At 69.1% G+C, this 12,045-nt stretch carries 13 protein-coding genes and 2 tRNA genes; 4 read left to right on the top strand and 11 right to left on the bottom strand.

Features of this window, described 5'->3' with window-relative positions:
- Positions 1-604 precede the first annotated feature (604 nt).
- The gene (locus ACFVRO_RS08990) at positions 605-988 is read left to right on the top strand and encodes an endonuclease domain-containing protein (RefSeq protein WP_386951467.1); all 384 of its coding nucleotides are present in this window, start codon (positions 605-607) and stop codon (positions 986-988) included.
- Between the two features lie 223 nt (positions 989-1,211).
- Here ACFVRO_RS08990 and ACFVRO_RS08985 read toward each other — a convergent pair whose 3' ends face one another.
- The 5 genes from ACFVRO_RS08985 to ACFVRO_RS08965 all read right to left on the bottom strand — a co-directional run bounded on the left by ACFVRO_RS08985 (position 1,212) and on the right by ACFVRO_RS08965 (position 6,224).
- Positions 1,212-2,096 (bottom strand): aminodeoxychorismate lyase, encoded by an 885-nt coding sequence (locus tag ACFVRO_RS08985; protein WP_386951464.1) that lies wholly within the window; start codon positions 2,094-2,096, stop codon positions 1,212-1,214.
- A 278-nt stretch (positions 2,097-2,374) separates the two neighbouring features.
- Complete coding sequence (locus tag ACFVRO_RS08980; RefSeq protein WP_341941529.1) at positions 2,375-3,004, bottom strand: DNA-directed RNA polymerase subunit beta; 630 nt, start codon at positions 3,002-3,004, stop codon at positions 2,375-2,377.
- Between the two features lie 29 nt (positions 3,005-3,033).
- Positions 3,034-3,885 (bottom strand): anti-sigma factor domain-containing protein, encoded by an 852-nt coding sequence (locus ACFVRO_RS08975; RefSeq protein WP_386951461.1) that lies wholly within the window; start codon positions 3,883-3,885, stop codon positions 3,034-3,036.
- The gene (sigK, locus tag ACFVRO_RS08970; RefSeq protein WP_223586041.1) at positions 3,882-4,481 is read right to left on the bottom strand and encodes an ECF RNA polymerase sigma factor SigK; all 600 of its coding nucleotides are present in this window, start codon (positions 4,479-4,481) and stop codon (positions 3,882-3,884) included. Before sigK ends, ACFVRO_RS08975 begins: the two co-directional genes overlap by 4 nt.
- 30 nt (positions 4,482-4,511) lie before the next feature.
- A complete protein-coding gene (locus ACFVRO_RS08965) occupies positions 4,512-6,224 on the bottom strand; it encodes a cytochrome c biogenesis protein DipZ (protein ID WP_386951458.1) in 1,713 nt (570 codons plus the stop codon).
- Between the two features lie 144 nt (positions 6,225-6,368).
- Here ACFVRO_RS08965 and ACFVRO_RS08960 point away from each other — a divergent pair, with 144 nt between their 5' ends.
- Positions 6,369-7,028 (top strand): fasciclin domain-containing protein, encoded by a 660-nt coding sequence (locus tag ACFVRO_RS08960; protein ID WP_105674057.1) that lies wholly within the window; start codon positions 6,369-6,371, stop codon positions 7,026-7,028.
- A 130-nt stretch (positions 7,029-7,158) separates the two neighbouring features.
- Positions 7,159-7,231 (top strand) — tRNA-Lys (locus tag ACFVRO_RS08955).
- Between the two features lie 30 nt (positions 7,232-7,261).
- On the opposite strand, the gene ACFVRO_RS08950 is transcribed toward ACFVRO_RS08955, so the two are convergent.
- Positions 7,262-7,783 carry a CGNR zinc finger domain-containing protein gene (locus ACFVRO_RS08950; protein WP_386951455.1) on the bottom strand — a complete coding sequence of 174 codons (522 nt, stop codon included), beginning with the start codon at positions 7,781-7,783 and terminating at the stop codon, positions 7,262-7,264.
- 25 nt (positions 7,784-7,808) lie between these two features.
- Here ACFVRO_RS08950 and ACFVRO_RS08945 point away from each other — a divergent pair, with 25 nt between their 5' ends.
- Positions 7,809-8,009, top strand: coding sequence for a hypothetical protein (locus ACFVRO_RS08945; protein WP_386951452.1), 201 nt, complete (start codon positions 7,809-7,811; stop codon positions 8,007-8,009).
- On the opposite strand, the gene ACFVRO_RS08940 is transcribed toward ACFVRO_RS08945, so the two are convergent.
- The 5 genes from ACFVRO_RS08940 to ACFVRO_RS08920 form a co-directional block, all read right to left on the bottom strand.
- Positions 7,999-8,541: a DUF1697 domain-containing protein gene (locus ACFVRO_RS08940; protein WP_386951449.1), complete on the bottom strand. Its 543-nt coding sequence runs from the start codon at positions 8,539-8,541 to the stop codon at positions 7,999-8,001. The two genes, ACFVRO_RS08945 and ACFVRO_RS08940, sit on opposite strands and share 11 nt — an antisense overlap.
- A complete protein-coding gene (locus tag ACFVRO_RS08935; RefSeq protein WP_386951446.1) occupies positions 8,538-9,119 on the bottom strand; it encodes an isochorismatase family protein in 582 nt (193 codons plus the stop codon). The genes ACFVRO_RS08940 and ACFVRO_RS08935 overlap by 4 nt, the downstream gene beginning before the upstream one ends.
- A gap of 61 nt (positions 9,120-9,180) precedes the next feature.
- Positions 9,181-9,256 (bottom strand) — tRNA-Thr (locus ACFVRO_RS08930).
- A 51-nt stretch (positions 9,257-9,307) separates the two neighbouring features.
- Positions 9,308-10,825, bottom strand: coding sequence for an alpha/beta hydrolase (locus tag ACFVRO_RS08925; RefSeq protein ID WP_105674067.1), 1,518 nt, complete (start codon positions 10,823-10,825; stop codon positions 9,308-9,310).
- Positions 10,826-10,860: 35 nt separating this feature from the next.
- Complete coding sequence (locus ACFVRO_RS08920; protein WP_341941523.1) at positions 10,861-12,018, bottom strand: DNA polymerase III subunit delta'; 1,158 nt, start codon at positions 12,016-12,018, stop codon at positions 10,861-10,863.
- Positions 12,019-12,045: the final 27 nt, after the last annotated feature.

Below are 12,045 nucleotides of genomic sequence, written 5' to 3'. Positions count from 1 at the left end.
AAGCTGTGCTCGTTCGTGAGTTCCGAAGCTGTGCTCGTTCGTGGACTCCGAAGCGTGCGTCTTGGCCAGGGATCCACATCTCCTCCACAGGATCGAGAGTCTCGGATTTCGTCCACCGATCGTGGGTTGGCGGTTCGGACCAACCACCCGCCGATCCCATCCTTTACGGGTGTGCAGTACGACATCGATTGACATCTGGACCTGGAGCGAACTCCGAAGGTCGCAGTCCCGCCGAGAGATCGAGCGACGCGTGCGCGTTGGGGAGCTCCGTCGACTCCGACGCGGAGTGTATGCGGCGCCCACGGCATGTGCCCCGGCAGCGGAAGCCGCAGAGCATGGCGGATCGCTCGGATGCGAGACCGCGGCGCGACACCTGGGAATCTGGGTGCTCGATGACGTGGACATACATGTATGGATGCGTCCTGACAGACACCACCACGGCATCTCCTCGCGGAGGTGCACCTGCATCCGCCACTGGGATCGCGGTCCGTCCCCCGAGACCTTCGCCCTACCCGCTATTCCCCGCGTACTTCTTCAGATCTACCGCTGCAGGGGTGCGGAGGCCTTCTTCGTGTCGCTCGAATCGGCACGGCGACTCGGTCTGATGACGAACGAGGGATTGCGCTGGCTGCGACGAGTGATCGATCGCGCGGGCAAGGATCTCATCGACTTCTCCCGAGCGGACGCCGACAGCGGGCTCGAATCGCTCGTCAGGCTGCGTATCCGCAAGTACGGGTGGAGCGTCCGCACGCAGGCCTACGTCGTCGGAACGGGCCGCGTGGATCTTCTGATCGACGGATGGCTGATCATCGAGACGGACGGAAGAGCCAACCATGACTCGACGTCGCATCGGCACCAGGATCTCATGCGCGACGCCTCCTCTGCTCTCTGGGGGCACGTCTCCTTGCGCTTCGACTACGCGATGGTGCTGCACGACTGGGACCTCGTCGAGCAGTCGATCGTGTCCACCATGACGCTCCGCCCCTGATCCGATCCCGTCTTCCCGAAGCGCCGCGGGCACGGCTTCGGACCAGACTAGAGGCGCCCGAGCACAACTTCGGACGAGACAAGACGACACGCCGCTGGAGACATCCTTGCGACGGCATGTCGCACCGCCGCTCCGAAACTGTGCCCGGGGGCTATTCCGAAACTGTGCCCAGGGGCTACTCCGAAACTGTGCCCGGGAGACCGCCCGCGCGGCTCCCCCCGGGTCAGTCGCGGGGAGACAGGAGGTATGCGTTCAGCTCGGCCGTGAGGGCGGAGTCGACGGGCAGCTCCACCCCGTCGACAGCGGTGATCGGAGCGGCGAGACGAACGCTCGAGACGAGCCAGGCGGCATCCGCCGTGGCGAGGTCGGATGCCGGGATCTCGGCGTACCCGGCCTCGAAGCCGCGGGCGGTGAGGTGGTCGTAGACGCTGAGCTGCGTCGTCCCGTGCAGGATGCCACCGTTCGGCGCCGGCGTGACGAAGCGGTCCCCGAAGCGGAGGATGAGCGAGGCGGTCGGCGCTTCCAGGATGAATCCGTCGCTGGAGAGGAAGACCGCGTCATCCGCTCCCCGACGGTGCGCCTCGCGCAGCGCCGCCATGTTGACCGCGTACGAGAGGGTCTTGGCGCCCAGCAGCAGCCACGGCGCACGCTCGGCGACGTGCAGGTCGTACCCGCGGTCGAGCGTCACGACGCGGATGCCGTGCACGCGCGCGGCCGAGAAGTCCGCCGCGGGCGCCGCCGTCACCCAGGCCGTCGGCGTGGGGCCGTGCTCGACGCCGCGACTGAGGATGAGCTTGATCACGGCCTCGCCCTCGCCGCACTCCGCCGCGGCGACCGCGACCGCCTGCCGCCACTGCTCCTGATGAGGCGCCGGGAGGTCGCACAGCCGCGCGGAGTGCGCGAGGCGCTCCAGGTGCGGCACGACCTCCTGCGCGTGCCCGTCGACCACGCCGATCGATTCGAACACGCCGTCTCCGCGCTGGGTGCTGAGCTCGCCCACGCTGAGCGCGGGGGCCGCGGCGTCCACCATCGTGAAGGTGTCTGCGAAGTCGGCGCGCTCCTCGGATGCGGCGACGGGATCGATCATGAGTGCGAAGCGCCGGGTCATGATCCGAGCCTAGAGGTCGGGAATAGCAGAGGCGAGATCGCGTTACACTTGATCGGCCGGGCCGCATAACCCCGGGCTCCAATTTTTGCCGCTGCGAGCGGCCTTCCGCCGAGAGGCGTTCTTGCGGCCCGGTCTTCTCATATCCGGGCCCATCGAAACCCGGCACGGGACCACAGGAGCCCGACACGGGCTCGCCCGAGCCGATTCCGGGCTCGCGCCGACCGGCTCACACCGCCCGCCTCACCGTCGTCCGCGGCCTCGTCGCCAGCCGCCTCCGGTCAGGCCAGCGCGTCCATCCGCCACAGCACCGCGGCCGCGGACAGGTCCTGTCCGTAGGCGCTCAATCTCAGCGCCCTCGTGGTGAGCTCACTCGCCCTCGCCGGTTCCGTCGCCTCGTAGTCGTCGGCCAGGTGCGTCGCGCCCGACGCCTGCACGCGGCAGAACGCAGCCGCCCTGTCGAGCGCGACCGCGAAGTCGCCCCGGAAGGCGCCGCGCAGGATGGTGTCGATCAAGGCGACGAGCTCGTCGGGGTTCGCCGGGACCGGCGCTCCGGCGATGACCGCGTCGGCCGACGCGAGCTCGACGCGTCCGCGCTCGTAGAGCAGCGCCGCCGTCTGCGGGTCGCCGTGGATCGCCAGCTGCAGCACGTAGAGCCGCCACAGCGCACCCGGGAGCGTGCGGGAGGGGGCTTTCGACCACAGCTCCGCGATCTCGTCGATGCCGTGCTCGGCAGTGAACGCGACGAGACGCTCGGCGCTGACGCCGCTCTCGTCGGCACGCACCCTGGTGAGCAGGGCGGATGCCGTCGCGTGCGCGACCCGCGTCTCCTCGGCGGGGTCGTGGGAACCGACGATGTTGTCGAAGGCGCTGGTGGGGCGGCGCACAGGGCGATGGTGCTGCTCGGGCATCCCTCCAGGGTACGCGCGTCGAGCAGCGTTCAGGCGGTGGGGATGACGATGACCGGGTCTGAGGTCGGGACGCCGGTGGGTGATCCTCCGGACTGCTCGACCGTCACGGCGATCGCGTCGCCCGCTTTCATCTCGCCGCGCAGCTCCGCGGTGGCCTTCCCGTCGTCCACGGAGAAGGTGCCCGCCGACACCGCCGTGTCCCCGCGCACGAACCACAGCTCGTACGTCTGCCCGTCGGCCGGAGCGGCGATGCCCTCCGTGACGAGCACGGCCCTGCCCAGGGATGCCGACCAGTGCGCCGTGGCGCTGCCGCCTGCCGCCACGGGCACCTCCGCCTGCTGCGCATCGCCTGATGCCTCGATCTGCTCCAGGGCGACGACGGCCGCCGGCCGGTTCAGATAGGAGCTCAGGGCGGTCGCGCCCATGCCGATGCCGACCAGCAGCACGAGGCATGCGGCGAGCGCGAAGAGGATCCGCAGTCCGCGACGACGTTCACGGGGAGCCGGCTGGGGGTCCCCCGCGGGCGTGTCCTGCGGGAGAGCCGCAGAAGAGTGCGGGCGGCTCGCGGCATCGCGGCCGCCGTCATCGGTCCTGTCACGGGTCTCGGCGGCCGGGGTCGGAGCAGGAGGAGCCGACGCCGTCTCCCGGTCGCCCTGCGGCGCGTCCGCGATGGCGGAGAGGAGAGCCGAGCGGATGTCCATCGGAGGCGTCATCGGAAGGACGGGCAGCGCGAGCGCGGCAGCGGCCTCGGCATCCGCTCGGGCGATCCGCCGCCATTCAGGGTGCACGGCCAGGGCGGTGCGGAACCGTCGCTCGTCATCGGGAGACAGCGCGTGCAGCGCCGCCGCCGCGGAGAGCTCTGCGAACTCCTGCTCGTTCATGCCGTCACCCCCATCGCGCTGCGGAGACGCATGAGCCCGTCTCGCATCCGTGTCTTGATCGTCCCCAGCGGTGCTCCCACGAGCACCGCGATCTCGTTCTGACTGTATCCGCCGTAGTAGGCGAGGACGAGAGCCTCCCGCTGCGCCTCGGGTAGCCCCGAAAGCGCATCGACGACCTTCTCTCCCTCGATGCCCATTTCGACCTGCTCGGCGACGCTGTCGTGCGCCACCCCGATGTCCCTGAGTCCCGCCCGCACATCGCGATCGGCACTGGACTGGGATGCACGCACCCTGTCCACCGCTCGACGATGGGCGATCGTCATCACCCAGGTCCGTCCCTGACCCTTGTTCGGAGCGAAGCGGTCGGCGGATTGCCAGATCTCCAGGAACACCTCCTGGAGCACCTCCTCGCTCTGCGAGCGGTTGACGAGCACACGGAGGATGAGACCGAACACGCGGGGCGACAGCGTGTCGTAGAGTGCGGCGAAGGCCGCCTGGTCGCCGTCGGCGATGCGCCCGAGGAGATCGGCGACGGCATCCCGCGCCGTTCCGTCCTCGGGTACGTCCACCCCGTCGATGACCATCTCCACCAGCATGCCGCATCTCCTCTCGATCCCGTGCAGACCTCACCCGAAGGTGAAGGAATAGACCTGCACTCCGGTGGGCACCTCGAGGGTGAACGACCCCTGGGCGACGGCATCCGCCTTCTCCAGGGCGTACGAGCGCGGAGTGCCGTCGACGCGGATGCGCTGCTCGTTGCCCTTGTCATCGCGCACGACGACCTCGCCAGAGCCGGCGACGACCATGCGCACCTCGGCGGCGTGATAGTTCAGGCGGATGCTGCCGGAACCGCCGGACGGCGTCGCGTACTGCGTCTCGACCGTCCAGCCTCCGCCGAGAGCGAAGCTGTCGTCCGGCTGCTTGTCGGGGAGCGCGAAGTCGCGGGTGCCGGAGCGGTACTCCGTGCCGCCGCCGTAGTTCACGTCCTTCGAGGAGCCGAGGAACGTCTCCCGCGTCGTCGAGCCGACGTCCGGTGTCTCATCGACCACATCCGTCGCCGCGGGCAGCTGGACATCGGGGTCGGCGTCCTTCAGCAGCTCTCGGATGAGCTTCTCGGTCGCGGCGTAGTTGCCCTCGCCGAAGGAGATGTGGCGGACGGTCCCCTGCGCATCGATGAGGTAGTGCGCCGGCCAGTACCGGTTGCGGTAGTTCGTCCACGTCGCGAGGTTGTTGTCCAGGGCGACCGGGTAGTCGATGCCGAAGTCGGCGACTCCCGCGGCGACGTTGCCCGGATCCTTCTCGAACGCGTACTCCGGGGAGTGGATGCCGATGACCTCGAGCCCCAGGTCGCGGTACGCGGCATCCCAGGCGACGACATGCGGGAGCGAGCGCTGGCAGTTGATGCAGGAGTACGCCCAGAAGTCGATCAGCACGACCTTGCCGCGGAGGCTCTTCAGATCCACGGCCTCACCCCCAGGGGTGTTGAGCCACTGCTGGATCCCCTTGATCGAGGGCGCCGTGCCGCAGGATTCGAGTTCGGCGGCGCCGTTCGTGCACTTGTCGAGATCCTTGTTCTCGTCGTTCACGAGGCCGCCGAGATCGAGAGCATCCGACACCTGATCGGAATCGGCCAGCCCCTGCTGCAGAGATGACGTGTAGTCGGGCAGAAGGCGCTGCAGCGCCTGCGGGACGTTGAAGACCAGCCCCACGGCGAGCGCGATCATCGCGATCCCCGCGGCGATGCGCAGGCCGCGCTCGCGGGTGCGGAAGGCGCGGATGCGCTCGATGACGCCCCTTCCGGCCAGGGCGAACACCAGGAGCGGCACCGCGACGCCGATCGCGAAGGACACGGTGAGCAGGATCGTCCCGATTCCGATGCGGCCCGTGGAGCCGGCCACGATGATGGCGGCGAGCACGGGGCCCGCGCACGGCACGAACACGGCGCCGAGGGCGAGGCCGACGCCGAACCCGCTGCCCCGGTTCTTGACCTCCCGCTGGCCGAAGCGCTGGAAGGGGCGCTCGAGGATCCGCTCGAACCTCGGCACGAGGAGGCCGACGCCGATGATGACCAGCACGGCGATGCCGACCCAGCGGATGATGTCCTGCGGGAGATTCAGCAGCCCGAGCAGGAGCGATCCGCCGAGGGTGACGAGCGTGAAGCTCAGCACCAGGCCCGCGATCACCAGGTACGGCCGGCTGCGCTTCGCCGGCACGACCTCACCGTCGAACTTCGCCGACTGCGCTCCCCCCGTGAGGAAGATGACCGGGAGCACGGGCAGGATGCACGGTGAGATTCCGGTGATGAGCCCGCCGAGCAGGCCGATGATGATCAGGTCCATGAGGTCCTCGCTTCTGTCGCCCTCTGTTCGCTCTCGACCCCCGTTTCGGATTGGACGGAACTTTCTCCCATCCGATCGGCGAGGGGCTCCGAACAGATGTCGACGCCACGGACGGACCGTGGCCCAGTTCTGAAGGAGCTCGAGATGTTCAGCACCAAGAAGAAGGTCACCGCAGCAGTCACCCTCACGCTGGCGAGCGCATTCCTGCTCTCCGCCTGCACCATGGGCAGCACCCCGGCCGAGGAGACGACGAAGCCGTCGGCGCCGGAGTCGTCTGAGTCGTCGGCGCCCGAGACGATGGACCCGGCGGCGAACCTCGTCGGCCCCGGATGCGCGGCATACGCCGACGCGGTTCCGTCAGGAGCCGGATCCATCCAGGGGATGTCTCAGGACCCGGTGGCGGTCGCCGCATCGAACAACCCGATGCTGAAGACGCTCGTCGCGGCGGTGAGCGGTCAGCTCAACCCGGACGTGAACCTCGTCGACACCCTCAACGGCAGCGAGTTCACCGTCTTCGCCCCGGTGGATGACGCGTTCGCGAAGATCGACGCGGCGACGATCGACGGACTCAAGACCGACAGCGCGACGCTGTCGTCGATCCTCACCTACCACGTGGTCCCCGGTCAGATCGAGCCGTCCGACATCGACGGCACGCACAAGACCGTCCAGGGCGCCGACCTCACCGTGACCGGCAGCGGAGACGACCTCATGGTCAACGACGCGAAGGTCATCTGCGGCGGCGTGCAGACCGCGAACGCCACGGTGTACCTGATCGACTCCGTGCTGATGCCCCCGGCCCAGTAAGGCGCGGGACGCCGAGCGGGGGTTCTCGGCGCCTCTCGTCCCTCGGGGGAGGACGACGAGAGGAAAGAAGGGCCGCCGGTGCGGGGAGTCGCCGGCGGCCCTTTTCGCGCACACTAGACTGAGAGGACACGGGCCTCTAGCTCAGTTGGCAGAGCATCGGACTTTTAATCCGCGGGTCGTGGGTTCGAGCCCCACGGGGCCCACCGTGAACCTGAGCGCGCAGCGACGGGCGACTAGTCTCCTCCGCGGGCGCGATGGCGGCGCACGGCGGCGCGGTTCGCGCATCGCACCGAGCAGAATCGCTGGCGCCCGTTGCGGGTCACGTCGACCACGACGTTCGTGCAGGGCTCGGCCTCGCAGCGGAGCAGACGCGTCATTCCCCGGGTGGACAGGTGCAGGGCCGTGCCCACGGAGATCACCGCCCTCAGGACGAACGCGAGCCGCTGGCCGTCGTCTCGGTAGTGCAGGTGCCAGCCCTCGTCGTGATGATCAGTGAGCCGCGGATAGGCGGCCGCCGTCGCCATCTGCGCGTTCAGCAGCTCGGCTCGTGGCCGGCCGGGCTCGGCGTCCACGACGCGCAGCCACTCGTCGATCACCCCGCGGGTCAGATCGTGGTCGTCGGGTTCGTCGGGGAAGTCCATCGTCATCCCGAACTCCCGCGTGCGCGCCTCGATTCCGGCGCGGTCGGCCGGCCAGTCGTTGGCGAGGGATGCCGCCAACAGGACCGCGTACTCACCGTAAGGGTTGAGATGCATAAGGCCATTACATCACGCTGGATGCATGGCCTCCCTGCACACACTTCCGATCCCCCGCCAGACCGCCCCCGTTCACGAGCACGCCTGGCTCGTCGACTCGCGGCATCCGACCAGCGAGGGCCTCGTGCTCTACGTCCGCTGCGACGGGTGCGGCGTCCGTCGAGTCGACGTGCAGGCGCATCCGCAGACGCCGCCGGTCGCGCTGAGCCGCGCTCTCAGGCCGTGAGCTCGGCGAGCGTGCGCACGGTGCGGAGGTTCCGCGCCGTGCCGGCCACCCCGAGCGCGCGATCGAGGACGGCCTTGGTGAGCTTGGTGTTCTGCACGCCGCCCTCGTCGTAGTCGATCCAGAGGTCCCGGCCGATCAGCGCGATCCGCTCCCCCGCGACGAGCCGCTCCGTCAGAGCGTCGACGGCATCCTCGGCCGGCTCCGACTCCAGGAACATCGCGTGCAGCATCTTGTCCTGCGCCGCATCCGGAAACGGGTTCTCTGCGAGCGCGACCTCGAGCTCGGCGTGACTCCGGGCGATCACCGGAGTGTCGACCCCGAACGCCTCCGCGATCAGCGCCCGCACCTCCGCACACGCCGCACCGAGGTCGGCGGGCGCGTCGCACAGGATGTTGCCGCTCGCGATGTACGTGGAGACGGTCGTCAGAGCCGTTCGCGCGCCCAGCAGCTCACGCAGCTCGGCCATGGGCACCCTGTTGCGTCCGCTGACGTTCACCGCGCGCAGGAGCAGTGCGCAGCGCTCCGCGGTCACGCCTCCGCGCTCTCGATGAGCACGGCGCCGGCGTGCGCGAGCTCGGCGAGAGCCGCGGCGCTGGGCTCCGGAGCGACCCCTGCGACGAGGTCGGTGAGTATCCGCACCTGGACGCCGTGTGCGATCGCGTCCAGGGCCGACGCGCGCACGCAGTGGTCCGTGGCGATGCCCACGACGTCCGCACTCAGCACGCCGAACTCCGTCAGCACCGCGGACACGGTCTCTCCGGCATCCGTCGTCCCCTCGAACATCGAGTACGCGGGCCGCCCCTGCCCCTTCCGGACGTGATGCGTGACGGCATCCGTCGCCAGCAGCGGGTCGTAGGCCGCACCGTCGGTGTCGGCGACGCAGTGCACGGGCCACGTGTCGACGAAGTCGGGCTGTTCGGAGAAGTGCCCGCCGTTGTCGCCGTCGGCGTCGTGCCAGTCGCGCGACGCGATGATGACACGGTAGTCGGCGGCGTGCTCGGTCAGGAACGTGGAGATCGCGGATGCCACGGCATCCCCGCCCTCCACGGCCAGCGCACCGCCCTCGGTGAAGTCGTTCTGCACATCGACGATGAGAAGCGCTCTGCTCATGATTCCGAGGGTACGCGCTCGGGAAACCAAAAGGCCCCGTGATCTTCATCACGGGGCCTGCTGGAGCCGCTTGTCAGAATCGAACTGACGACCTTTTCATTACGAGTGAAATGCTCTGCCGACTGAGCTAAAGCGGCGCGGTCTCCGATATTACCTGTTTCGGAGCGCGCTCGCGAATCGAGCCGGCATCACTCGCAGCGCAGGCCGTTCTCGGGCACCGTGTCGTCCAGGAAGAAGGCCTCGACGGCCTTGTCCACGCACGTGTTGCCCTTGTTGTAGCCGGTGTGGCCCTCCCCGACCCGGGTGATCAGCACGCCCTCGTCGAGCTGCTTGGCGAGCGACTCCGACCACTCGTACGGCGTCGCCGGGTCGTTGGTGGTGCCGACGACGAGGATCGGCCCCGCACCCTTGGCGTGGATCTCCCCGCGCGTGCCGGTCGGCGGGTACGGCCAGACCGAACAGGAGTCCGGGCCGTCCCAGTACTTGGCGATGGTCGGCGCGCCCTCGGCGATCTTCGCCGTCGACGCGGCCTCGGCCGCGGGGTCATCCTCCACCGGATAGTCCATGCAGTTGTACGCGCGGAACGCCTCGCTGGAGTTGTCGGCGTATGTGCCGTTCTCACGGCCGTTGTAGAAGTCCGCGAGCTGGAACGCGATCGACGGGTCGCCCTGCAGCGCTCCGCTCAGCGCATCGGTGAGGTAGCTCCAGCTGTCCTCCGAGTACAGCGCAGCGATGATCCCTGTCATCAGTGCATCCGCACCCATCCGCCGACCGTCGCCGTTCTTCAGCGGAGAGGCGTCGACGCTCGCGAGCAGCGCTCCGAGATCGGTCATGGCCTCATCGACCGAGCCGTTGAAGGGGCATTTCCCCGAGTCGAGGCAGCTCTTCATGTACGCACGCAGCGCGGACTCGAAGCCGATGGCCTGCGTCGCGCTCACCTCGAGTCCGGAGACGGCGGGGTCGATCGCCCCGTCGAGGACGAGTCGGCCGGCGCGCTCCGGGTACAGCTCTGCGTAGGTCGCGCCGAGGAACGTCCCGTAGGAGTAGCCGAGGTAGTTCAGCTTCTTGTCGCCGAGGACGCCGCGGATCAGGTCCATGTCGCGCGCCGCATTGATGGTCGTGATGAACGGCAGGATGCCGTTGCTGTTCGCCTCGCACGCCTCGGCGAACTTCTTGTGGGCGGCGAGGAGCTCGGTCTCCCACTCGGCGGTTCCGCGGGGAGCCGCGGGGATGGAGTACAGGTAGTCGTCCATGCCCGCCGCGTCGAAGCAGGTCACTGCGGTCGACCGGCCGACGCCGCGCGGATCGAAGCCGATCACGTCGTAGTTCGCGATCAGGTCGGCGCCGACGGCGTAGTCGAGGCTGTTCTGGATGAGGTCGACACCGCTCGCGCCGGGACCGCCGGGGTTCGTGAGCAGCGAGCCCTTCGCCGTGCCGGACGCCTGGTGGCGGATCACCGACAGGGTGATCTCCCCGTCGCCGGGGTTCTCCCAGTCGAGCGGCGCCGTGACGTCGGTGCAGTCGAAGCCCGTGCCGCATTCGGTCCAGGTGAGGGTCTGCCCGTAGAAGCGCAGCAGGTTCTCGGCCACGCCCTCGGTGTCGGGAGCGTTGGTCGCCGACGGCTTCGACGACGACTGCTCGGGGATCATCGAGTACAGGCAGCCGGACAGCATGACAGATGCCGCGGCGAGCCCAGCGACCACCATCGCGGCGCGTCGGAAACGGGAAGTCGGTCTGTTGTTCACGGTGTCCTCCCGCTCGTGACGGTCACGAGCAAGCTCTCCAGGGCGAGCAGCGGTGCGACGTTGCGCTCCAGCGACTGGCGTGTCTCGGCAAGGTGGTCAAGTACGACCAGAGTACGTGTCTCCGGCCAGGCATCCGCGAGCGCGCTCAGCTCGGCGCGCAGTTCGCGGTTGATGAGGTCGTCGCCGCGACCGAACTGCAGCATCACGACATCGCGGAACATCGACTGCAGATCGGTGAGCACGCGGTCGATGCCGTCGCGCAGGCTGCGCGTCGCCCTCTTCTTCTGATCGTCTTCGAGCGCGGACAGCTGCGAGCGCAGCGCCGGCGGCACGGCCTGCCCCTCGGCGATGCCCACGGTACGCAGCAATGAGGCGCGCTCCGCGGCGTCGCGCTCGGCCGTGAGGGTCTTCGCGTCTTCCGTGGCCGCCTGGATGATGCGCCCGGCGACCTCCACGGCGTCGCCGACCCCTCGGACGCCGAGCACAGAACGCAGCGTCTCGTCGCGACGACGTCGAGCGGCGTCGTCCGTGGCGAGGCGCTGAGCCATGCCGATGTGACGCTGCGCGTGACGGGCGGACTGCTCGGCGACGGCCGCGTCGGCGCCCGTGCGCAGGCTGATCAGCCGCGCGACGTCGGCGACGTCGGGTTCGCGCAGCCGCAGCGAGCGGACCCGCGATCGGATCGTCGGCAGCAGATCGGCCTCGCTCGGAGCGCACAGGATCCACACGGTCTGCTCCGGCGGCTCCTCGAGGGCCTTCAGCAGCACGTTCGAGGTGCGCTCGACCATGCGATCGGCATCCTCGACGACGATGACGCGGTACCGCCCGGCCGAGGGCGCAAAGTAGGAGCGCTCGACGAGTGCGCGCGCTTCGGCGATGGTGATGATGACCTTGTCGGTGCGCAGGGCGGTCACGTCGGGATGGGTGCCCGCCAGCACCTGCCGCATGGACGACTCGTCTTCGGGGGTGTCGGCCACGAGCGCCGCGGCGAACGCGTGGGCGAGGGTAGACCTCCCCGACCCCGGGGGGCCCGTGATCAGCCACGCGTGCGACAGCGCAGCAGGGTCGGATGCGGCGCCACGGAGCGTCTCGACGGCGGCATCCTGCCCCCACACATCGCCCCACGGGAACTCGGCGGCGACGGTCTGGGGCATGTACTCAGCGTAACCTGCGGCGCCGAC

Origin of the sequence: Microbacterium sp. NPDC057944, from assembly GCF_042887445.1 — a bacterium.
Classification (GTDB): domain Bacteria; phylum Actinomycetota; class Actinomycetes; order Actinomycetales; family Microbacteriaceae; genus Microbacterium; species Microbacterium natoriense.
The sequence above is the reverse complement of the archived record's forward strand: the minus strand, read 5'-3'. Positions and strand labels throughout refer to the sequence as shown.

What these genes read in the sequence shown, in the direction of transcription:
- ACFVRO_RS08965 (WP_386951458.1), bottom strand. Translation starts at nt 6,224, where the DNA reads ATGGACCTGATCATCATCGGCCTGCTCGGCGGGCTCATCACCGGAATC.
- ACFVRO_RS08925 (WP_105674067.1), bottom strand. Translation starts at nt 10,825, where the DNA reads ATGGTGGTCGCTGGGCTCGCCGCGGCATCTGTCATGCTGTCCGGCTGC.
- ACFVRO_RS08980 (WP_341941529.1), bottom strand. Translation starts at nt 3,004, where the DNA reads ATGCCCGAGCAGCACCATCGCCCTGTGCGCCGCCCCACCAGCGCCTTC.
- sigK (WP_223586041.1), bottom strand. Translation starts at nt 4,481, where the DNA reads ATGCTGGTGGAGATGGTCATCGACGGGGTGGACGTACCCGAGGACGGA.
- ACFVRO_RS08945 (WP_386951452.1), top strand. Translation starts at nt 7,809, where the DNA reads ATGGCCTCCCTGCACACACTTCCGATCCCCCGCCAGACCGCCCCCGTT.
- ACFVRO_RS08975 (WP_386951461.1), bottom strand. Translation starts at nt 3,885, where the DNA reads ATGAACGAGCAGGAGTTCGCAGAGCTCTCCGCGGCGGCGGCGCTGCAC.
- ACFVRO_RS08920 (WP_341941523.1), bottom strand. Translation starts at nt 12,018, where the DNA reads ATGCCCCAGACCGTCGCCGCCGAGTTCCCGTGGGGCGATGTGTGGGGG.
- ACFVRO_RS08990 (WP_386951467.1), top strand. Translation starts at nt 605, where the DNA reads ATGACGAACGAGGGATTGCGCTGGCTGCGACGAGTGATCGATCGCGCG.
- ACFVRO_RS08950 (WP_386951455.1), bottom strand. Translation starts at nt 7,783, where the DNA reads ATGCATCTCAACCCTTACGGTGAGTACGCGGTCCTGTTGGCGGCATCC.
- ACFVRO_RS08935 (WP_386951446.1), bottom strand. Translation starts at nt 9,119, where the DNA reads ATGAGCAGAGCGCTTCTCATCGTCGATGTGCAGAACGACTTCACCGAG.
- ACFVRO_RS08985 (WP_386951464.1), bottom strand. Translation starts at nt 2,096, where the DNA reads ATGACCCGGCGCTTCGCACTCATGATCGATCCCGTCGCCGCATCCGAG.
- ACFVRO_RS08960 (WP_105674057.1), top strand. Translation starts at nt 6,369, where the DNA reads ATGTTCAGCACCAAGAAGAAGGTCACCGCAGCAGTCACCCTCACGCTG.